Genomic DNA, 20,639 nt, shown 5'->3' with positions numbered 1-20,639 from the left:
AGTGATGCAGCTGTAAATATTTTTTTGCATTTAATGGAAGATTTAATGTATATTAGCGAAAGTATATATGGTAGGTTTTGAAATCGTTATTTGGAAAATTTAAATCCATTCATTTTTAAATTCAGCATCACCTTATACAAAAAAAGGAGAATTCTATGCCAGAAGGAAAAATTATAAAAGCTTTAAGTGGGTTTTATTACGTGCAGCATGAAGAAGGGGTTACGCAATGTCGTGGGCGAGGTGTATTTAGAAAAAATAAAATTACACCACTTGTAGGAGACCAAGTTGTTTTTCAGGCAGATAATCCAACTGAAGGTTATGTGCTTGAAGTGTTTGATCGAAAAAATGAACTTGTTAGACCTCCTATTGCTAATGTCGATCAAGCGATCCTTGTGTTCTCTGCAGTAGAACCAGATTTTAATCCTGGACTGTTAGATCGATTTTTAGTGCTGATTGAATATCATAACATTAAGCCAATTATTTGTATTAGCAAGATGGATTTAGTAGATGAAAAGATGAAAGCAACTGTTGAAGCTTATGCGAATGATTATCGTGAGATGGGTTATGATGTTTTATTTACTTCTATTAATACGTCAGAAAGTATTGATATATTAAAACCATACTTAGAAAATTGTGTTTCTGTTGTTGCGGGTCAATCTGGTGTTGGGAAATCTTCAATGCTTAATGTGCTACGTCCAGAATTAGAGCTGAAAACAAATGATATTTCCTCCCATTTAGGACGCGGGAAGCATACGACAAGACACGTAGAATTAATTGCAATTGGGAGTGGACTAGTAGCAGATACACCGGGTTTTAGTTCACTAGATTTCATTGATATAGAAGTAGAAGATCTTACATATTGTTTTCCAGAGTTGAAAGAAGCGAGCCAATACTGTAAATTTAGAGGGTGTACACATCTTTCTGAACCGAAATGTGCTGTGAAAGCTGCGGTTGAAGAAGGGAAGATTACAGAATATCGCTATAAGAACTATAAACAATTCGTAGAAGAAATTAGAGAGAGAAAGCCGAGGTATTAGTTATGATTAAAATTGCACCATCGATTTTATCAGCAGATTTTTCAAAATTAGGGGAAGAGATTAAAGATGTAGAAAAGGGCGGAGCGGATTACATTCACGTTGACGTAATGGATGGACATTTCGTACCAAATATTACGATTGGACCATTAATTGTAGAAGCTATCCGTCCAATTACATCATTACCATTAGATGTACATTTAATGATTGAAAATCCTGATAACTATATCCCGACTTTCGCACAAGCGGGAGCGGATATTATTACTGTTCACGCAGAGGCGTGTCCACATCTGCATCGTACAATTCAGTTAATTAAATCTCACGGTATTAAAGCGGGCGTTGTATTAAATCCACATACGCCAGTTTCAGTGATTGAGCATGTATTAGAAGATATAGATATGGTATTACTTATGACAGTAAACCCTGGATTTGGTGGACAGAAGTTTATCCATTCTGTATTACCGAAAATTAAACAAGTTGCAGACATGGTGAAAGAGCGCAATCTAGAAGTAGAAATTGAAGTTGATGGTGGTGTAAATGCTGAAACAGCAAGACTTTGTGTGGAAGCAGGAGCAAATGTACTTGTAGCTGGATCAGCAGTATACAATCAAAAAGACCGCGGTGAAGCAATTCGCGTAATTCGTGGGTAGTGATGAACTTTTATCCTAGTAAGGTATTCATAGGATAGGGTAAAAATATGTAAAAAGGCAATCTACCGAATGGCAGATTGCCTTTTTACAATGGAAGGGGAAGAAAAAATGATTATTCATATTTTGGCAGGAGGACCTTCGGAATATTGCGCAGATTTTGCTCGATATGAGAATGAGGAAGTAGTGTGGGCTGCGGTTGATAGGGGAGTATACCGTCTATTAAAGAAAGGGATTACCCCGGCTGTTGCGTTTGGAGATTACGATTCAGTTACTGAAGAAGAATTAGTATGGATGGGACAGCAAACGAACGAATTACATATTGTTCCGCGGGAAAAAGATCAAACGGATTTAGAAATTGCAATCAACTGGGCATTAGGACAGAAGCCGGCACTAATTCGTATTTTTGGTGCTACCGGTGGAAGACTTGATCACGGTTTGGCAAATATACAAATGCTTTTAAAAGGGTTAGAAGTAGAGATAGAAATGTGTATTGTGGACAATAAAAATGAAATAACAGTTAAAAAAGTGGGTACACATATAATTGAAGAAAATAAAAATTTTCCTTATGTATCTTTTGTACCAGTTACTGAAATAGTGGAAGGGATTACATTGTTTGGTTTTAAGTACCCTCTTACTAATAAAACAATAGAGTGGGGATCAACACTTTGTATTAGTAACGAACTCGTTGAGGAAAAAGGTACTTTTTCATTTACTTCTGGCATATTAATGTTGATAAGAAGCACTGATTGAAGAAACAATTTTGCTCCTTACATCATATAGTGACCAAGTGGAGTAATGGGGATTAGGAGGGAAACCATGAGATTTTATACAATTAAGTTACCTAAATTTCTTGGTGGAATTGTTCGTGCAATGTTAAATACCTTCAAAAAAGATTAAAAAAGCACCTATCACCGGTGCTTTTTCCATTGTTATAGTAAAAAAAGAGCCTATCGGCTCTTTTTTTTATTATTAAACACGTTCGATTTTGCCAGATTTTAATGCTCTAGCAGAAACGTAAACACGTTGAACTTTTCCGTCGATGCGTACGCGAACTTTTTGAAGGTTAGCGCCCCACTTACGTTTTGTAGCGTTCATTGCGTGAGAACGAGAGTTACCAGAACGAGCTTTTCTTCCAGTAATAGCACAAACACGAGCCATTTATATTTCCCTCCCTTGATACCTTACCATACGTAATTTTTCAATGTTAGTCTTTTATGCGATGCTAAAAACACTACTATAATTTAACACAACTAAAAAGAGAATGCAACACCGTAGAAAAAAGAAATCAAGAAAATTTACTTGACACTATATGTCAATGAAGAAAAGTTAAAATCCATAAAAATTGCTTGACATATTATAGTGGTACATGTTGTATAATAACAATGGACTATTTTGCTCATCATAAAAAAGTGTAATTTAAAACATAAAATATGAGAGTGAAAAGAAAGAACGATGGAATTTTCTTTAAAAAGATTATATGATAGTAACTAAAGTAGTCTAGCTCACTTTCACCATTTATGAAGGGGGAAACGAGATGTCAATTGAAATTAAAACGAAGTACGGTCAAATTGATATTAGTACAGATGTAATTGCAACAATTGCTGGAGGTGCCGCGGTAGATTGCTACGGTATCGTAGGTATGGCATCAAAAAATCAGTTAAAAGATGGATTAACAGACATTTTACGAAAAGAAAACTTCACTAGAGGTGTTATTGTTCGTAAAGATGAAGATGAAGTACATATTGATATGTATATTATTGTGAGCTATGGTACGAAAATTTCAGAAGTGGCACATAATGTGCAGACGAAAGTGAAATATACACTAGATCAAACTGTAGGACTAGCAGTAGATTCTGTAAACATCTACGTACAAGGAGTTAAAGTAATAAACTTGTAATGTGCATTAAGGAGGAAAATCTGTGTCAATTCAAAAAATTGATGGAAAACGTTTATCACAAATGATCATGCAAGGAGCGAATAATTTAACAAATAATGTTCAGCTTGTTGATGCATTAAACGTATTTCCAGTTCCAGATGGCGATACCGGTACAAACATGAACTTATCTATGACTTCAGGTGCGCGTGAAGTGAAAGCAAATCCTTCACAGCATGCTGGTAAAGTCGGCGTAAGTTTAGCCAAAGGATTATTAATGGGAGCTCGTGGTAACTCTGGAGTTATTCTATCTCAGTTGTTCCGTGGTTTCTCTAAATCCATTGAACAAAAAGAAGAATTAACAACAGTTGATTTTGCTGCAGCACTAGAAGCTGGAGTAGAGGCGGCTTATAAAGCGGTTATGAAACCGATTGAAGGAACGATTTTAACGGTTGCAAGAGAAACGGGTAAATATGCAGTAACAGTTGCGAAAAAACAGCGCGACTTTGTTTTGTTTATGGAAGACGTTGTGAAAGAAGCAAACGCATCGTTAAATCGTACGCCAGATTTATTACCTGTATTAAAACAAGTTGGCGTTGTAGATAGCGGTGGTAAAGGTCTTGTAGTGGTATACGAAGGATTTTTAGCTGACTTAAAAGGAGAAACGATTTCTTCTGATGCACCGACGCAAACATCTATGAATGAGATGGTACGCGCAGAACATCACCGTAGTGTACAAAGCCAATTGAGTACAGAAGATATTAAGTATGGATATTGTACGGAGTTCATGGTGAAATTAGAGGCTGAAAAGGTGAAAGAGCATAATTTCTCTGAACAAAAATTCCGTGAAGATATTAGTGTATATGGTGATTCTCTACTAGTTGTGTCTGATGATGAAATTGTAAAAGTTCATATCCACGCAGAACATCCTGGAGACGCTATGAACTACGGGCAAAAATACGGTAGTTTAATTAAGATTAAAGTAGAAAATATGCGTGAACAGCATACTGCTTTATTAGATGAACCTGCTATGGTTCCTGAACAACCAGCTCAATCGAAAGAAAAACAACCATATGGTATCGTAACTGTGGCAATGGGGTCTGGTATTAAAACTTTATTTGAGAGCATCGGCGCAACGAAAGTTATCGAAGGTGGTCAAACGATGAATCCAAGTACGGAGGATATCGTGAAGGCAATTGAAGAAGCAAATGCTGAAAAAATCATTATTTTACCGAATAACGGAAATATTGTAATGGCAGCAGAACAAGCGGCATCAGTTGTAGATCAAGAAGTTATTGTTGTTCGTTCGAAAACAGTTCCTCAAGGTATGGCAGCAATGTTAGCATTTAACCCAGTTGGAACGTTAGAAGAGAATGAAGAAAACATGCAAGAAGCTTTATCTCATGTGAAAACAGGTCAAATTACGTATGCTGTACGTGATACGGAAATTGATGGTGTAGCAATTCAAAAAGATGACTTCATGTGTATTGCAGATGGAAAAATTGTATCTACAAATGCTGAAAAAGTAGGAGCTGCGAAGCAATTACTAGAAGCGCTTATTGATGAAGATTCTGAAATCGTAACGATTCTACAAGGTGAAGATGCAACTGACGAAGAAGTAGCGGAGTTAGTTGAATTTGTAGAAGAGAAATTTGAAGATGCAGAAGTAGAAGTGCATGCTGGAAACCAACCAGTGTATTCTTTCATCTTCTCTGTAGAATAAGATAAGATTCGTTTTGAAAATAAATGGATTACTTACTTGCTAATGGATAAGGAGTAGTAATATGAAGTTTATTACTAGTTTTTATTCAAAAGGCTAGCATATCGAAGAGAGAAAAGAGCCTTGCTGCTAATAGTGAGGCTCTTTTTTACTTGTTTTATATAAGGGATTTGAGTAGTTTCTCTTAGAATGCCTATGATAGAATATATAAGGTGAAAGAGAGCGATTACAGATGCTAATTGGTACTCAAATAAAATGCAATAAAGAAAATAATGTGACGGGGTGTGAGAATCTTGAATGATGTTGTACAAGTTCCTGTTACGGATGTAAAGGGGATCGGAGGAGAAACATCTGAGTTACTACATGAGATGGGGATTTATACAGTTTCTCATCTATTAGAACATTTTCCGTACCGTTATGAAGATTATGCGATGAAAGATCTTGCTGAAGTAAAGCATGATGAACGTGTAACGGTTGAAGGGAAGGTTCATAGTGCTCCTTTGCTGCAATATTATGGTAAGAAGAAATCTCGTCTAACAGTTCGTGTTCTCGTCGGTCGTTATTTAATTACGGCGGTATGTTTTAATAGGCCTTACTATAAGCAAAAATTAACGTTAGATGAAACGGTAACGATTACTGGTAAATGGGATCAACATCGTCAAACAATTGCTGTATCAGAACTTCATTTTGGGCCAGTTGTACGTCAACAAGAAGTGGAGCCAGTTTACTCAGTAAAGGGGAAACTTACAGTAAAACAGATGCGTCGTTTTATTGCTCAAGCGTTAAAGGAATATGGAGATTCTATAGTCGAAGTGTTACCGGATGGTTTGTTAGGCCGGTATAAATTATTACCAAGATATGAAGCACTTAAGGCTTTGCATTTTCCGGTAGGACAGGAGGATTTAAAGCAAGCGCGTCGCCGTTTTGTATATGAGGAATTTTTCTTATTTCAGCTGAAAATGCAAACGCTGAGGAAAATGGAGAGGGAAAATTCAAAAGGGACGAAGAAAGAGATTCCGTCAGTAGAATTACAAGAATTTATCGATGCACTGCCGTTTCCGTTAACGGGTGCGCAGCGCCGAGTTGTAGATGAAATTTTAAAAGATATGACATCTCCTTATCGGATGAACCGACTATTACAAGGTGACGTTGGTTCTGGGAAAACAGTTGTTGCTGCGATTGGCCTTTATGCATCGAAATTAGCTCATTATCAAGGTGCTTTAATGGTTCCTACAGAAATTTTAGCTGAGCAACATTATCAGTCGCTTGCTGAAACGTTTTCGCATTTTGGTATGAAGGTGGAACTGCTAACAAGTTCTGTTAAAGGTGCGAGACGACGAGACATTTTAGCGAAGTTAGAACAAGGAGAAATAGATATTCTTGTTGGAACGCACGCTTTAATTCAAGATGAAGTTATATTTCATAGGTTGGGTCTCGTTATTACGGATGAACAGCATCGATTTGGTGTAGCGCAGCGCCGAGTTTTACGGGAGAAAGGTGAAAGTCCAGATGTATTATTTATGACAGCGACACCAATTCCGCGTACGCTTGCAATTACTGCATTTGGAGAGATGGATGTTTCAATAATCGATGAGATGCCAGCAGGGAGAAAGGTGATTGAAACATACTGGGCAAAACATGATATGTTAGATCGCGTCCTCGGTTTTGTTGAGAAGGAGATAAAAAAAGGAAGACAGGCATACGTTATTTGTCCTCTAATTGAAGAATCTGAGAAACTTGATGTGCAAAATGCTATCGACTTACATAGTATGCTGACGCATCATTACCAAGGGAAATGCCAAGTTGGATTGATGCATGGGAGATTATCGTCTCAGGAAAAAGAAGAGATAATGGGACAGTTTAGTGAAAATAAAGTGCAAATTCTTGTATCGACAACAGTTGTTGAGGTTGGTGTGAACGTACCGAATGCGACTGTGATGGTTATTTATGATGCAGAACGTTTCGGTTTATCGCAGCTTCATCAGCTTAGAGGGCGTGTCGGGCGTGGTAGTGAACAATCATATTGTTTATTAATAGCAGACCCTAAATCAGAAACAGGAAAAGAAAGAATGCGCATAATGACTGAAACAAATGATGGATTTGTATTGTCAGAAAAAGATTTAGAATTACGAGGTCCTGGAGATTTCTTTGGGAGTAAGCAAAGTGGCTTACCGGAATTTAAGGTTGCTGACATGGTACACGATTATCGAGCGTTAGAAACAGCAAGGCAAGATGCGGCGATACTAGTAGAGTCAGAAGCATTTTGGCACAATGATCAATACGCTGCCTTGCGTACGTATCTTGATGGGACAGGTGTGTTCCAAGGAGAGAAGCTCGATTAAAGGGAGTCAACAAAAAAATTGTTGCATTCTACTTTCAATGATTATATACTACTGTTAGTACCTAGTCATAAAAATGGATGGTGCGGTATGAAGAAAAGAAGAAGTAAAAAAGAAAGACAAGAATTATTACAACAAACAATCGAATCAAATCCTTTTATTACGGATGAAGATTTAGCGGAAAAATTTCAAGTGAGTATACAAACAGTACGACTGGATCGTATGGAATTGTCTATTCCTGAATTAAGAGAGAGAATTAAACATGTAGCTACAAAGCAACATGAAGAAGATGTGAAATCTTTACCGTTAGAAGAGGTTGTCGGAGAAATTATTGATATTGAATTAGATAGACATGCAATCTCTATCTTTGAAGTAAAGGTAGAACATGTATTTAAAAGAAATCAAATTGCCCGTGGGCATCATCTGTTTGCGCAAGCAAACTCACTAGCTGTTGCGGTTATTGATGAAGAATTAGCTTTAACTGCAAAGTCTACCATTCGATATATTCGCCCTGTAAAATTAGGAGAGCGTGTTGTTGCAAAAGCGCGTGTTGAAGACGTAGAGAATGATAAGGGACGGACGGTTGTCAAAGTGCGTAGCTTCGTTGGAGAAGAACTTGTTTTTACAGGCACTTTTGAAATGTATCGATCTAGTAATTATAGTGAGGAAGGTAACAACTTATGAAAATCGCAATAGATGCAATGGGCGGAGATCACGCTCCGAAGGCTGTAGTATTAGGGGCAATGAAAGCTATTAAGGAATATTCTGATTTACATATTACGTTAGTAGGGAAAGAAGAGGAAATTCGTCAATACTTAACGAGTGATGAACGAATTACTATTCTTCATACAGACGAAAAAATAGAATCGACGGAAGAACCAGTAAGAGCGGTTCGTCGAAAAAAACAAGCTTCAATGGTACTTGCGGCACAGCAAGTAAAGGATGGAGAAGCAGACGCTTGTATATCCGCAGGTAGCACAGGAGCTTTAATGGCAGCTGGATTATTTGTTGTCGGTCGTATGGAAGGAATTGAGCGACCAGCTTTATCGCCTACAATGCCAACTGTAGATGGAAAAGGTTTTGTTATGTTAGATGTTGGAGCAAATGTTGATGCAAAACCAATTCATTTATATCAATATGCAGTAATGGGATCTGTTTATGCTGAGAAGGTAAGAGGAATTGAAAATCCTCGTGTTGGACTATTAAACGTTGGAACAGAGGATGGAAAAGGAAACGAGCTTTCAAAGCAAGTATTTGCAATGCTTAAGGATGCGCCAATTAATTTCGTTGGGAACGTTGAATCGAGAGATTTATTGCAAGGTGTAGCAGATGTTGTTGTATGTGATGGTTTTACAGGGAATGTAGCGTTGAAATCATTAGAAGGAACAGCACTTGCGCTATTCTCTATGTTGAAAGAACAACTAATGAGTTCGTTTACGAGCAAATTAGCAGCGGCGGTATTAAAGCCAAAACTTATGGTATTAAAAGATAAAATGGATTATTCGGAGTATGGGGGAGCTGCATTATTTGGATTGAAAGCACCTGTCATTAAGGCTCACGGTTCTTCTAATGACCAGTCGATATTTAGTGCGATTCGTCAAACGAGAGAAATGGTAGCGAAAGAAGTAATTCCTACAATTTCAAGCGTAATGGAGAAAGAGTCACTCCAATAAGAGGAGGATTTGAAATGGGAAAAATAGCATTTCTTTTTCCGGGCCAAGGTTCACAGGCAGTTGGAATGGGTAAACAATTAGCAGAGAATAATAAAGAGGTTGCAAAAGTGTTTGCAAAAGCAGATGAGGTGTTACAAGATTCACTTTCAGAAGTGATTTTTGAAGGACCGCAGGAAAAGCTTACATTAACAACAAATGCTCAGCCTGCATTATTAACAACGAGTTTTGCTATTTTGACAGCTTTGAAAGAGTATGACATTACACCTAACTTTGTCGCTGGTCATAGTTTAGGTGAATATAGCGCTCTTGTAGCAGCTGGTGCATTAACTTTTGAAGATGCTGTATATGCTGTAAGGAAACGTGGCGAATATATGGAAGAAGCTGTTCCAGACGGGGAAGGTGCGATGGCAGCTATATTAGGTGCTGACCTAGATATGCTGAAACAAGTTACAGAAGAAGTAACAAGTGAAGGATATGCAGTGCAAATCGCTAATATGAATAGTACGAAGCAAATTGTGATTTCTGGAACGAAGCAAGGTGTAGAGGTTGCTTCTCAAAGAGCGAAAGAAAATGGTGCAAAGAGAGCAATTCCACTAAAAGTAAGTGGGCCTTTCCATTCTTCACTTATGAAGCCGGCAGCTGAGAAGTTCCAAAGTGTTTTAAATGAAATTACAATTCATGACACGAATATTCCTGTTATTGCAAATGTTACAGCGGATGTTATTACACGTGGTGCTGACATTCAAGAAAAGTTAATCGAACAGCTTTATTCGCCTGTATTATGGTACCCGTCTATTGAATGTATGGTGCAGCAGGGAGTAGATATATTTATTGAAATTGGACCTGGAAAAGTACTTGCTGGACTTATGAAGTCGATTGATTCATCAGTGAAAGCATATGCGATATATGATGAAGAGACATTAAAAGATACCATTTCAAATTTGAGAGGAGAAAACTGATGTTAAAAGGGAAGGTAGCATTAGTAACTGGCGCTTCACGTGGAATTGGTCGCGCGATTGCGATCGATTTAGCGAAACAAGGGGCAAATGTAGTAGTGAATTATGCAGGTAATGAACAAAAAGCAAATGAAGTAGTAGATGAAATTAAGAAATTAGGTTCTGATGCAATTGCGGTAAGAGCAGATGTTGCAAATGCTGATGATGTTACAAATATGGTGAAACAAACAGTAGATACATTTGGACAAGTTGATATTCTTGTAAATAATGCTGGTGTAACAAAAGATAATTTATTAATGCGTATGAAAGAAGAAGAATGGGATACAGTTATTAATACAAACTTAAAAGGTGTATTCTTATGTACAAAAGCAGTATCTCGCTATATGATGCGTCAACGTCACGGTAGAATTATAAATATCGCTTCGGTTGTTGGTGTTATAGGAAACCCAGGGCAAGCTAATTATGTTGCTGCTAAAGCGGGTGTTATTGGATTAACAAAAACATCTGCAAAAGAGTTAGCAAGTCGAAATATTACAGTGAATGCAATTGCGCCGGGCTTTATTGCGACTGATATGACAGATGTACTAGATGAGAATATTAAAGCAGAAATGTTAAAAGTTATTCCAGCTGCTCAATTTGGTGAAGCGCAAGATATCGCGAATGCTGTAACGTTTTTTGCTTCTGATCAAAGCAAATATGTTACAGGTCAAACGTTAAATGTTGATGGCGGTATGGTAATGTAATAAAAGAATCGATTTCACCTAGTTTTTTTGGTCAATATTTAATATAATATTTGAGGGGAGGTGAATGGAATGGCAGATGTTTTAGAGCGCGTAACAAAAATCATCGTTGATCGTTTAGGAGTAGAAGAGACTGAGGTAGTACCAGCTGCAAGCTTCAAGGAAGATTTAGGAGCAGACTCCCTAGATGTAGTAGAACTTGTAATGCAATTAGAAGATGAATTCGAAATGGAAATTTCTGATGAAGATGCTGAAAAGATTGCTACTGTTGGCGATGCTGTGACTTACATAGAGAGTCATCTATAATGCTTAAGTGAAGTCCCGTTTTTTAGCGGGGCTTTCTGGCTTATATCTGGAGGGACCTATGCCGTACCGAAAATATAGAGAAAAAAAATACGAAACAAAATATCGTGAAGCATTTAAAGTGTTTCAAGAAAAGATAGGTATTACGTTTACAGATGAAAAATTATTGATTCAAGCATTTACGCATTCATCGTATGTGAATGAGCATCGAAAAAAACCGCATGAAGATAACGAGCGTCTTGAATTTCTTGGAGATGCAGTATTGGAACTTACTGTATCGCAGTATCTGTTTCAAAAATATCCGACAATGAGCGAAGGAGAGTTAACAAAACTACGTGCAGCTATTGTATGTGAGCCATCTCTTGTTCGTTTTGCGAACGAATTGTCATTTGGTAGCCTTGTTTTATTAGGAAAAGGTGAAGAAATGACAGGTGGACGTGAACGACCGGCTTTATTAGCGGATGTCTTTGAAGCGTTTATTGGTGCCCTTTATCTTGATCAAGGGTTAGAAACAGTTTGGGAATTCTTAAAAGAAATTGTATATCCGAAAATTAATGAGGGTGCTTTTTCTCATGTGATGGATTATAAGAGTCAGTTACAAGAATTGATTCAGCGTGATGGTAGTGGCAATGTTGAGTATCAAATTTTGCAAGAAAAAGGACCAGCTCACAATCGAGAATTTGTGTCACGTGTTACGTTAAATAACGTAGCTTTAGGTCTTGGTAGTGGTAAGTCGAAAAAAGAAGCAGAGCAACAAGCTGCTGCAGAAGCATTGAAAAAATTAAAAGAACAACTATAAGGAATCCCCCTTTGAATGAGGGGGATTCCTTATGCATAGAATGAAACTTTCTTTTTGTTTGTGAATAAAAGGAAGGGAAATCCGTATGATAGCTCGTTTTTGTATAGATAACAGTTATAGCAACGGAGAATAGGAGGAAGGCCTTTCGTGTTTTTAAAAAGATTAGAAATAGCAGGATTTAAGTCTTTTGCTGAGCGTGTATCTGTTGATTTTGTCCCAGGTGTAACTTCTGTAGTAGGCCCTAATGGAAGCGGGAAAAGTAATATTACTGATGCGATTCGCTGGGTACTTGGTGAACAATCTGCAAAATCATTACGTGGTGCAAAGATGGAGGATATTATTTTTGCAGGCAGTGATACGAGGAGAGCGGTTAATGTTGCTGAAGTAACAATAACTTTAAATAATGAAGATCAACGTTTACCAATTGAATACAATGAGGTGTGTGTAACACGTCGTGTATCTCGTTCAGGTGATAGTGATTTTTATATTAATAAACAATCATGTAGATTGAAAGATATTATCGATTTATTTATGGACTCTGGTATGGGAAGAGAAGCTTTTTCAATTATTAGCCAGGGGAAAGTGGAAGAGATTTTAAGTAGTAAGTCAGAAGAGCGTCGAGGTGTATTTGAAGAAGCGGCAGGCGTACTGAAATACAAACTTCGCAAAAAGAAAGCTGAAGGGAAGTTAGCAGAAACACAAGAAAACTTAAATCGTGTACAAGATATAATTCATGAATTAAGTAGTCAAGTAGAACCTTTAGAAAGACAAGCTTCTATTGCGAAAGATTATCTTGAGAATAAAGAAGAATTAGAGAAAGTAGAAGCTGCGCTTATTGTACATGAAATTGAAGAATTGCATGAGAAATGGGAAGCGCTTCGAAATCAGTTTGGGCATAATAAAGACGAAGAAGCTAAAATGTCAACGGATTTACAAAAAAGTGAAGAAGAGCTTGAGGAATTACGAGGACAATTACAAGCGGTAGATGAGTCTGTAGATTCGTTGCAAGAAGTACTTCTTCTTTCTAGTAAAGAGCTAGAAAAACTAGAAGGACAGCGCGAGTTGTTAAAAGAGAGAAAGCAAAATGCTACGACGCATTGTGCGCAACTTGAGCAGTTAATTGTTGAATTAACAGAGAAAGCTAAAAGTTACGATGGTGAAATTGCGTCAAGTACAGAAGCTTTAATGCAATTTGTGAATGAAGTAAAAGAGTTAGAGCAAAAATTGCATGATAATGAGCAACTGCTTGCTACTTTTGCTGACAATTTAGAGGAACAGATTGAGAATTTAAAAGGTGACTATATTGAACTTTTAAATCAACAAGCTAGTCATCGCAATGAATTATCTATGATTGAAGAACAATCTAAACAGCAAACGTCTAAAAACGAGCGGCTGGATGAAGAGAATGCGAAATATGTAGAAATGCGTATGGAAATTACAGCGAAAAAGACGAAACTTGTAGAAAATTACGAACAAGTGAAAGAAAAAGTAGCTGGCATCCTCTCAAACATACAGAAGACAGAGGCGGCGCTCGGGAAATGTAAGACGCAGTATAGTGAAAATGAAACAAAACTGTATCAAGCATATCAATTTGTGCAACAGGCACGTTCTCGAAAAGAAATGCTTGAAGAGATGCAAGAAGATTATTCTGGCTTCTATCAAGGTGTACGTGAAGTATTGAAAGCTAGAGAAAATAGGTTGCAAGGTATCGAGGGTGCTGTTGCGGAACTGTTAACGGTACCTAAAGAATACGAAGTTGCAATGGAAATCGCTCTAGGTGCAGCGATGCAGCACATTGTTGTACAAACAGAGGAACATGCTCGTAATGCAATTGCATTTTTAAAGCAAAATAAACATGGGCGTGCAACGTTTTTACCGCAAGCTGTTATTAAAAGTAGGTCGTTATCATTTGAGCAATTACGCATTGTAAATCAACACCCATCGTTTGTAGGTGTGGCGGCAGAACTTGTGCAGTACAATAATAAATATGAAAATGTAGTTTCAAATTTATTAGGTACTGTTATTGTTGCGAAAGATTTACGCGGAGCAAATGAGTTGGCGAAACAACTGCAATACCGTTATCGCATTGTAACAATCGAAGGGGACGTAGTGAATCCTGGCGGTTCTATGACTGGTGGAGCGGTAAAACAAGCGAAATCTTCTTTATTAGGACGCCAACGTGAACTGGAAGAGTGGACTCGCAAGTTAACTGATATGGAAGAAAAAACAACGAAGTTAGAAAACTTTGTTAAAGCAGTAAAACAAGAGATTCAAGAAAAAGAAGTGAAAATACGCGAACTAAGGCAAACTGTAGAAGCAGAGCGTGTAGATGAGCAGAAATTAAGAGAAGAGATTAATCGTTTAGAATTAGAAGAACATCGTATTAATGACCGCTTGTCTATTTATGATTTAGAGATTGAAGGTTTTTTACAAGATCGAGTAAAAATACAAGGGCGTAAAGAGGCGTTAGAAGGGATTTTAACGAATCTTCAAGCTGATATCACAGAGTTAGATAGTAAAATTGCAGCTTTAACAAAACAAAAAAGTGAGCAACATTCTTCAAAAGAAAAAGTTCAAAAAGAAATGACTGAGTTAAAAGTGCTGGTAGCTGAAAAGCAACAACGCTTATCTAATCAAAAAGAAAAAGTTGAACGATTTACGAAGGAAAAAGAAGAAACGGATGCGACACTTGTAAAAACGAAAGAGGATTTAGCTTTCTTAAAACAAGAAATGACATCTAATTCAAGTGGTGAAGAGCAAATTACGAATATGATTGAGAAGAAAGCGTATGATCGTAATCAAACTTCAGAATTAATTCGCTCTCGTCGCGAACAACGTGTCTCGTTGCAAGAGAGAGTAGAACATTTAGAGCGTAATTTGAAAGAAACGACAGGTAAACATAAATATATTATTGAAATGTTGAAAGATCAAGAAGTGAAAATAAACCGACTTGATGTAGAGTTGGAAAATAGATTACAACATTTACGTGAAACATATACGATTTCATTTGAAGCGGCAAAACTAAAATATACAATGACAATGCCTGCAGAAGATGCGCGTAAGAAAGTAAAATTAATCAAATTATCCATAGAAGAGTTAGGTACAGTGAACCTAGGGGCAATTGATGAATATGAACGCGTAGCGGAGCGTCATACATTTTTACTAGAGCAGAGAGACGACCTAGAAGAAGCGAAAACGACATTGCACCAGCTTATTACCGAAATGGATGAAGAAATGAAAAAACGCTTTTTTACTACGTTTGAAGGCATTAGAATGGAGTTTCAATCGGTATTCTCTGAGTTATTTGGAGGCGGAAGAGCGGATTTAGTAATGACTAATCCAGAGGATTTACTAAATACGGGTATTGATATTGTAGCACAACCGCCAGGGAAGAAATTGCAGAACTTAGGTTTACTTTCAGGTGGAGAGCGTGCTTTAACGGCAATTGCGCTTTTATTTGGTATTTTAAAAGTGCGCCCAGTACCGTTCTGTGTACTAGATGAGGTAGAGGCCGCCCTTGATGAAGCGAATGTAGCTCGTTTTGCACAGTATTTAAAGAAATTTAGTGATGAGACGCAGTTTATTGTAATTACACATAGAAAAGGTACAATGGAAGAGTCTGATGTGTTGTACGGTGTAACAATGCAAGAATCAGGGGTATCTAAACTTGTTTCGGTTCGTTTAGATGCCGGAGAAGAACTTATTGCAAGTGAATAGGAAGGATGGGAAAGTATGAGTTTTTTTAAAAAACTAAAAGAAAAAATTTCAAAACAAACGGATACAGTTACAGAGAAATTTAAACACGGATTAGAAAAAACTAGAAATTCATTTGCGGATAAAGTGAATGATTTAGTGTATCGTTACCGTAAAGTGGACGAAGATTTCTTCGAAGAGTTAGAAGAAATCTTAATCGGTGCAGACGTTGGCGTCGCAACGGTAATGGAATTAATTGATCAATTGAAAGAAGAAGTACAACGTCGTAACATTCAAGATCCAAAAGAAGTACAAGCTGTTATTTCAGAAAAACTAGTAGGAATTTACAAAGGTGACAGCGATTTTAGTAACGAAATTAATATGCAAGAAGACCAATTAACGGTTGTTTTATTTGTTGGTGTTAACGGTGTAGGAAAAACGACGACAATTGGTAAACTGGCGCATAAGTTTAAATCAGAAGGTAAGTCAGTCTTATTGGCGGCAGGAGACACATTCCGTGCTGGGGCGATTGAACAATTAGAAGTATGGGGCGATCGCGTTGGTGTAGAAGTGATTAAACAAGGATCTGGATCTGATCCAGCGGCGGTTATGTATGACGCTGTACAAGCTGCAAAAGCACGTAAGGTAGATGTATTACTATGTGACACAGCAGGACGCTTGCAAAATAAAGTAAACTTAATGAAAGAGTTAGAGAAGGTGAAGCGTGTAATTGAGCGTGAAGTACCAGGTGCTCCTCATGAAGTATTGCTTGTTATTGATGCAACAACAGGACAAAACGGTTTAAGCCAAGCGAAAACATTCCGTGAAGCAACGAATGTAACAGGTATTGTTTTAACGAAGTTAGATGGAACTGCTAAAGGTGGTATTGTATTAGCGATTCGTAACGAAATTGATGTACCGGTGAAGTTTGTTGGATTAGGAGAGCAAATGGATGACTTGCAGCAGTTTGATCCAGAACAATATGTGTATGGTTTATTTGCGAACTTAGTAGAAACAGAAGAAGCGTAAGCGAAAGAAGCGGTATTTCCGCTTCTTTTTCTATAAAAATATATGATGTTAAGAAAAAAACTTGACACTCTTTTGGACTCCATGTAAACTAACTTATGTAAAGGGAAATCACTTAACAAAGGATGATCCAACATGCTCGAAAAAACAACGAGAATGAACTATTTATTTGATTTTTATCAATCGTTGTTAACGCAAAAACAAAGAAGTTATATGTCGCTTTATTATCTAGATGATTTATCTCTTGGTGAAATTGCGGAAGAATTTGATGTAAGTCGCCAAGCCGTGTATGATAACATTAAACGGACTGAAGCGATGCTTGAAGAATATGAAGAAAAATTAGTATTACTTCAAAAGTTTCAAGAGCGACAGCGACTTGTTGCAAAGCTAAAACAGCTAATCAGCGAAGAAGAGCATGTGAATGAAGAAATGAAACAAGTTGTTGAAGCTATCGAAAAATTAGATTAGGAGGGCGGCAATATGGCATTTGAAGGATTAGCCGACCGACTTCAACAGACAATGCAAAAAATCCGCGGCAAAGGAAAAGTTTCTGAAGCCGATGTGAAAGAAATGATGAGAGAAGTTCGTCTAGCTCTTTTAGAAGCAGATGTTAACTTTAAAGTAGTAAAAGATTTTGTGAAGCGTGTGTCTGAACGTGCTGTCGGACAAGATGTAATGAAAAGTTTGACACCTGGACAACAAGTAATTAAAGTTGTACAGGAAGAACTTACAGAACTTATGGGCGGAGAGCAAAGCAAAATTGCTGTTGCTAATAAGCCACCGACTGTTATTATGATGGTTGGTCTGCAAGGTGCGGGTAAAACAACGACGACAGGTAAGCTTGCGAATTTGCTTCGTAAAAAGCATAATCGTAAACCGATGCTTGTTGCAGCGGATATTTACCGTCCAGCAGCGATTAAACAGCTTGAAACATTAGGGAAGCAATTGGACATGCCTGTATTTTCTTTAGGAGATCAAGTAAGTCCTGTTGAAATTGCGAAACAAGCGATTGCAAAAGCAAAAGAAGATCATCATGATTATGTTTTAATCGATACAGCGGGTCGCCTGCATATTGATGAAGAACTAATGGATGAATTAGCGAAAGTTAAAGAAGTTGCGAAACCGGATGAAATTTTCCTTGTTGTCGATGCGATGACGGGACAAGACGCGGTAAATGTTGCACAAAGTTTCCATGAACAGTTAGGTTTAACAGGTGTTGTATTAACGAAATTAGATGGTGATACCCGCGGTGGTGCTGCATTATCTATTAAGGCTGTAACAAACACACCGATTAAATTTGCTGGTATGGGTGAAAAACTAGATGCAATTGAAGCGTTCCATCCAGAGCGTATGGCATCCCGTATTTTAGGGATGGGCGATGTCTTAACATTGATTGAAAAAGCGCAAGCTACAGTTGATGAAGAGAAAGCAAAAGAACTTGAGCAAAAAATGCGTACGCTTTCGTTTACGCTTGACGATTTCCTAGAACAACTTGGACAAGTGCGTCAACTTGGACCGCTTGATGAATTGTTAGGAATGCTTCCTGGTGCAAATAAAATTAAAGGGCTGAAAAATGCGCAAGTTGATGAAAAACAAATTGGGCATATTGAGGCAATTATTCGTTCTATGACTAAATTAGAACGAGAACAACCGGAAATAATCAATGCTAGTCGCAAAAAGCGCATTGCCAAAGGTAGCGGTACAACTGTACAAGAAATCAATCGTCTAATTAAGCAATTCGATGACATGAAAAAAATGATGAAGACGATGACGGGAATGCAAAAAGGCAAGAAAAAAGGACTAGGTGGATTGAAGTTTCCATTCATGTAAGGAAAAAAAGATGGCTCTGTTAAGAAAAAATACTTTACAAAGCAATAGTCTTTTTGCTAATATAATTATCTGTGTGAAATAAATTCGGAGGTGCTTTATAAATGGCAGTTAAAATTCGTTTAAAACGTATGGGAGCTAAAAAAACTCCTTTCTATCGTGTAGTTGTTGCAGATTCTCGTTCTCCTCGTGACGGACGTTTCATTGAGGAAATCGGAACTTACAATCCAGTTGCTCAACCAGCTGAAGTTAAGATCGACGAAGAAGCAGCATTAAAATGGTTAGGAAATGGTGCTAAACCATCTGATACAGTTCGTAACTTATTCTCTAACCAAGGTATCATGGAGAAATTCCACTTATCTAAACAAGGTAAGTAATTGAGGCAATGACTATGAAGAAGTTAGTCGAGACGATTGTCAAGCCTCTTGTCGATCATCCTGAAGATGTAAAAGTTACACAGGAACTTTGCAACGGAGAGATAAAGTATCGATTAACTGTACATCCTGAGGATGTTGGAAAAGTCATTGGAAAGCAAGGGAGAGTTGCGAAAGCGATTCGAATGCTCTTGTATTCAGTGGGACATCATAATGATGAAAAAGTAACACTGGAAATTCAATAAACGTAAAAAGGGCGAGGAGTTATTCCTCTCCCTTTTTTAACATTTAAATAGAGATTGCATGTTCCATCTATGAAATGGAGATGCTTAATTTATATAGAAACCAGGGGTGACATACTATTTATGACAAAGTGGTTTAACGTAGGGAAAATTGTAAATACTCATGGAGTAAGAGGAGAAATCCGTGTGATTTCTCGTACTGATTTTCCAGAAGAGCGATATAAAGTAGGAAACACGCTATACATATCGAATGAGAAAGACACAGACTATCTTCCAGTGAAGGTAACTTCTCATCGCCAACATAAGACATTCGATTTATTAACATTTGAAGGATATAACAATGTAGATGAAGTAGAGAAGTTTAAAGGTTCTTTAATAAAAGTACCGGAAGAGCAGTTAGGTGAACTTGCTGAAGGTGAATACTACTATCACGAAATTATTGGTTGCAGCGTTGTAACGGAAGAAGGAGAAGCGCTAGGGACAATCAAAGAGATTCTCTCTCCTGGTGCAAATGATGTTTGGGTGATTAAACGTCCGAAGGGTCAAGATCTCTTAATTCCTTATATTGATGACGTTGTACTTCAAGTTAATATTGAAAATAAATTAGTAACCATTCATGTAATGGAAGGATTGCTATAATGAAAATTGATATTTTAACGTTGTTCCCAGACATGTTTACCGGTGTATTTGGATCTTCTATATTAAAGAAGGCACAAGAAAAGGAAGCGGTAAACCTTCGTGTTGTTAACTTTCGTGATTATACAACAAGTAAGCATAATAGCGTAGACGATTATCCTTACGGCGGAGGAGCTGGTATGGTGCTTACTCCTCAGCCTATTTTTGACGCTGTAGAAGATTTGACGAAAGAGACAGAGCGTAAGCCGAGAGTTGTCTTAATGTGTCCGCAGGGCGAAAGATTTACGCAGAAGAAAGCGGAAGAGCTTGCAGGGGAAGAACATTTGATCTTTGTATGTGGGCATTATGAAGGGTATGACGAACGAATTCGTGAGCATCTCGTAACGGATGAGATTTCTATTGGTGACTATGTATTAACGGGCGGAGAATTAGCTTCTATGGTTATTACTGATAGTGTTGTACGTCTCTTGCCAGGCGTGCTAGGAAATCATGCTTCACAAGTAGAGGATTCGTTTAGTACAGGTTTATTAGAGCATCCTCATTATACACGTCCGGCTGATTTTCGTGGTATGAAGGTACCGGATGTATTAATGTCAGGGAATCATAAAAATATTGACGAATGGCGACATAAGGAATCTTTGCGCCGTACGTATACGCGTAGACCTGATTTGTTAGATGATAGAGATCTATCTAAACAAGAGAAAAAATGGCTTGAGGAAATAAAGCGAGAGCAGTAATAACTTCATATATTTGC

22 protein-coding genes are annotated in these 20,639 nt (G+C 37.5%); 21 read left to right on the top strand and 1 reads right to left on the bottom strand.

Features of this window, described 5'->3' with window-relative positions; translation table 11 throughout:
* Window positions 1-155 precede the first annotated feature (155 nt).
* The 4 genes from rsgA to spoVM all read left to right on the top strand — a co-directional run bounded on the left by rsgA (window position 156) and on the right by spoVM (window position 2,581).
* Window positions 156-1,037, top strand: coding sequence for a ribosome small subunit-dependent GTPase A (rsgA, locus tag DOS87_RS21525; RefSeq protein ID WP_001113932.1), 882 nt, complete (start codon window positions 156-158; stop codon window positions 1,035-1,037).
* 2 nt (window positions 1,038-1,039) lie between these two features.
* The gene (rpe, locus tag DOS87_RS21520) at window positions 1,040-1,684 is read left to right on the top strand and encodes a ribulose-phosphate 3-epimerase (protein ID WP_000589970.1); all 645 of its coding nucleotides are present in this window, start codon (window positions 1,040-1,042) and stop codon (window positions 1,682-1,684) included.
* 69 nt (window positions 1,685-1,753) lie between these two features.
* On the top strand, window positions 1,754-2,434 hold the full coding sequence (locus DOS87_RS21515) for a thiamine diphosphokinase (protein ID WP_000752665.1): 681 nt from the start codon (window positions 1,754-1,756) through the stop codon (window positions 2,432-2,434).
* Between the two features lie 66 nt (window positions 2,435-2,500).
* Entirely contained in the window at window positions 2,501-2,581 is an 81-nt protein-coding gene (spoVM, locus tag DOS87_RS21510; RefSeq protein WP_001213599.1) for a stage V sporulation protein SpoVM, read from the top strand.
* A 72-nt stretch (window positions 2,582-2,653) separates the two neighbouring features.
* Here the strand turns inward: spoVM and rpmB are convergent, their stop codons facing one another.
* Window positions 2,654-2,842, bottom strand: coding sequence for a 50S ribosomal protein L28 (gene rpmB, locus DOS87_RS21505; protein ID WP_000124776.1), 189 nt, complete (start codon window positions 2,840-2,842; stop codon window positions 2,654-2,656).
* 376 nt (window positions 2,843-3,218) lie between these two features.
* Between rpmB and DOS87_RS21500 the strand changes: the two genes are divergently transcribed.
* The 17 genes from DOS87_RS21500 (at window position 3,219) to trmD (ending at window position 20,622) form a co-directional block, all read left to right on the top strand.
* Window positions 3,219-3,581, top strand: coding sequence for an Asp23/Gls24 family envelope stress response protein (locus DOS87_RS21500; protein WP_000021109.1), 363 nt, complete (start codon window positions 3,219-3,221; stop codon window positions 3,579-3,581).
* 22 nt (window positions 3,582-3,603) lie between these two features.
* Window positions 3,604-5,280 (top strand): DAK2 domain-containing protein, encoded by a 1,677-nt coding sequence (locus DOS87_RS21495; RefSeq protein ID WP_000027131.1) that lies wholly within the window; start codon window positions 3,604-3,606, stop codon window positions 5,278-5,280.
* 290 nt (window positions 5,281-5,570) lie between these two features.
* Window positions 5,571-7,619, top strand: coding sequence for an ATP-dependent DNA helicase RecG (gene recG / locus DOS87_RS21490; RefSeq protein ID WP_001000822.1), 2,049 nt, complete (start codon window positions 5,571-5,573; stop codon window positions 7,617-7,619).
* 87 nt (window positions 7,620-7,706) lie between these two features.
* Window positions 7,707-8,300 (top strand): transcription factor FapR, encoded by a 594-nt coding sequence (gene fapR / locus DOS87_RS21485; RefSeq protein ID WP_000747349.1) that lies wholly within the window; start codon window positions 7,707-7,709, stop codon window positions 8,298-8,300.
* Complete coding sequence (gene plsX, locus DOS87_RS21480) at window positions 8,297-9,289, top strand: phosphate acyltransferase PlsX (protein WP_000684100.1); 993 nt, start codon at window positions 8,297-8,299, stop codon at window positions 9,287-9,289. Before fapR ends, plsX begins: the two co-directional genes overlap by 4 nt.
* Before the next feature lie 14 nt (window positions 9,290-9,303).
* Window positions 9,304-10,248 carry an ACP S-malonyltransferase gene (gene fabD, locus DOS87_RS21475; RefSeq protein ID WP_000515907.1) on the top strand — a complete coding sequence of 315 codons (945 nt, stop codon included), beginning with the start codon at window positions 9,304-9,306 and terminating at the stop codon, window positions 10,246-10,248.
* Window positions 10,248-10,988, top strand: a complete 741-nt coding sequence (fabG, locus tag DOS87_RS21470; RefSeq protein ID WP_000911774.1) for a 3-oxoacyl-[acyl-carrier-protein] reductase — start codon at window positions 10,248-10,250, stop codon at window positions 10,986-10,988. The genes fabD and fabG overlap by 1 nt, the downstream gene beginning before the upstream one ends.
* A 69-nt stretch (window positions 10,989-11,057) precedes the next feature.
* Complete coding sequence (gene acpP, locus DOS87_RS21465; protein WP_000786062.1) at window positions 11,058-11,291, top strand: acyl carrier protein; 234 nt, start codon at window positions 11,058-11,060, stop codon at window positions 11,289-11,291.
* Window positions 11,292-11,349: 58 nt separating this feature from the next.
* Window positions 11,350-12,087 (top strand): ribonuclease III, encoded by a 738-nt coding sequence (gene rncS, locus DOS87_RS21460; RefSeq protein ID WP_001146875.1) that lies wholly within the window; start codon window positions 11,350-11,352, stop codon window positions 12,085-12,087.
* 147 nt (window positions 12,088-12,234) lie between these two features.
* Window positions 12,235-15,804, top strand: coding sequence for a chromosome segregation protein SMC (gene smc, locus DOS87_RS21455; RefSeq protein ID WP_000478965.1), 3,570 nt, complete (start codon window positions 12,235-12,237; stop codon window positions 15,802-15,804).
* A gap of 15 nt (window positions 15,805-15,819) precedes the next feature.
* On the top strand, window positions 15,820-16,809 hold the full coding sequence (ftsY, locus tag DOS87_RS21450) for a signal recognition particle-docking protein FtsY (RefSeq protein WP_000007640.1): 990 nt from the start codon (window positions 15,820-15,822) through the stop codon (window positions 16,807-16,809).
* A gap of 132 nt (window positions 16,810-16,941) precedes the next feature.
* Complete coding sequence (locus tag DOS87_RS21445) at window positions 16,942-17,274, top strand: putative DNA-binding protein (protein ID WP_000891062.1); 333 nt, start codon at window positions 16,942-16,944, stop codon at window positions 17,272-17,274.
* A gap of 12 nt (window positions 17,275-17,286) precedes the next feature.
* Window positions 17,287-18,636: a signal recognition particle protein gene (gene ffh, locus DOS87_RS21440; protein WP_000863460.1), complete on the top strand. Its 1,350-nt coding sequence runs from the start codon at window positions 17,287-17,289 to the stop codon at window positions 18,634-18,636.
* Window positions 18,637-18,737: 101 nt separating this feature from the next.
* Complete coding sequence (gene rpsP, locus DOS87_RS21435) at window positions 18,738-19,010, top strand: 30S ribosomal protein S16 (protein WP_000268748.1); 273 nt, start codon at window positions 18,738-18,740, stop codon at window positions 19,008-19,010.
* 14 nt (window positions 19,011-19,024) lie between these two features.
* Window positions 19,025-19,252 (top strand): KH domain-containing protein, encoded by a 228-nt coding sequence (locus tag DOS87_RS21430; protein ID WP_000737393.1) that lies wholly within the window; start codon window positions 19,025-19,027, stop codon window positions 19,250-19,252.
* 120 nt (window positions 19,253-19,372) lie between these two features.
* Entirely contained in the window at window positions 19,373-19,888 is a 516-nt protein-coding gene (gene rimM / locus DOS87_RS21425) for a ribosome maturation factor RimM (RefSeq protein ID WP_000170272.1), read from the top strand.
* A complete protein-coding gene (gene trmD, locus DOS87_RS21420) occupies window positions 19,888-20,622 on the top strand; it encodes a tRNA (guanosine(37)-N1)-methyltransferase TrmD (protein WP_000686901.1) in 735 nt (244 codons plus the stop codon). Before rimM ends, trmD begins: the two co-directional genes overlap by 1 nt.
* Window positions 20,623-20,639 lie beyond the last annotated feature (17 nt).

The organism is Bacillus sp. CR71, from assembly GCF_003429245.1.
In the GTDB taxonomy this organism is placed as follows: domain Bacteria; phylum Bacillota; class Bacilli; order Bacillales; family Bacillaceae_G; genus Bacillus_A; species Bacillus_A thuringiensis_S.
The sequence above is the reverse complement of the archived record's forward strand: the minus strand, read 5'-3'. Positions and strand labels throughout refer to the sequence as shown.

Bases quoted from the DNA above. Each gene is read 5' to 3' on its own strand.
- ftsY (WP_000007640.1), top strand. From the start codon at position 15,820: ATGAGTTTTTTTAAAAAACTAAAAGAAAAAATTTCAAAACAAACGGAT.
- spoVM (WP_001213599.1), top strand. From the start codon at position 2,501: ATGAGATTTTATACAATTAAGTTACCTAAATTTCTTGGTGGAATTGTT.
- plsX (WP_000684100.1), top strand. From the start codon at position 8,297: ATGAAAATCGCAATAGATGCAATGGGCGGAGATCACGCTCCGAAGGCT.
- fapR (WP_000747349.1), top strand. From the start codon at position 7,707: ATGAAGAAAAGAAGAAGTAAAAAAGAAAGACAAGAATTATTACAACAA.
- acpP (WP_000786062.1), top strand. From the start codon at position 11,058: ATGGCAGATGTTTTAGAGCGCGTAACAAAAATCATCGTTGATCGTTTA.
- DOS87_RS21500 (WP_000021109.1), top strand. From the start codon at position 3,219: ATGTCAATTGAAATTAAAACGAAGTACGGTCAAATTGATATTAGTACA.
- ffh (WP_000863460.1), top strand. From the start codon at position 17,287: ATGGCATTTGAAGGATTAGCCGACCGACTTCAACAGACAATGCAAAAA.
- DOS87_RS21445 (WP_000891062.1), top strand. From the start codon at position 16,942: ATGCTCGAAAAAACAACGAGAATGAACTATTTATTTGATTTTTATCAA.
- rpe (WP_000589970.1), top strand. From the start codon at position 1,040: ATGATTAAAATTGCACCATCGATTTTATCAGCAGATTTTTCAAAATTA.
- trmD (WP_000686901.1), top strand. From the start codon at position 19,888: ATGAAAATTGATATTTTAACGTTGTTCCCAGACATGTTTACCGGTGTA.
- rsgA (WP_001113932.1), top strand. From the start codon at position 156: ATGCCAGAAGGAAAAATTATAAAAGCTTTAAGTGGGTTTTATTACGTG.
- fabD (WP_000515907.1), top strand. From the start codon at position 9,304: ATGGGAAAAATAGCATTTCTTTTTCCGGGCCAAGGTTCACAGGCAGTT.
- rimM (WP_000170272.1), top strand. From the start codon at position 19,373: ATGACAAAGTGGTTTAACGTAGGGAAAATTGTAAATACTCATGGAGTA.
- rncS (WP_001146875.1), top strand. From the start codon at position 11,350: ATGCCGTACCGAAAATATAGAGAAAAAAAATACGAAACAAAATATCGT.
- DOS87_RS21430 (WP_000737393.1), top strand. From the start codon at position 19,025: ATGAAGAAGTTAGTCGAGACGATTGTCAAGCCTCTTGTCGATCATCCT.
- fabG (WP_000911774.1), top strand. From the start codon at position 10,248: ATGTTAAAAGGGAAGGTAGCATTAGTAACTGGCGCTTCACGTGGAATT.
- rpsP (WP_000268748.1), top strand. From the start codon at position 18,738: ATGGCAGTTAAAATTCGTTTAAAACGTATGGGAGCTAAAAAAACTCCT.
- DOS87_RS21515 (WP_000752665.1), top strand. From the start codon at position 1,754: ATGGCAGATTGCCTTTTTACAATGGAAGGGGAAGAAAAAATGATTATT.
- rpmB (WP_000124776.1), bottom strand. From the start codon at position 2,842: ATGGCTCGTGTTTGTGCTATTACTGGAAGAAAAGCTCGTTCTGGTAAC.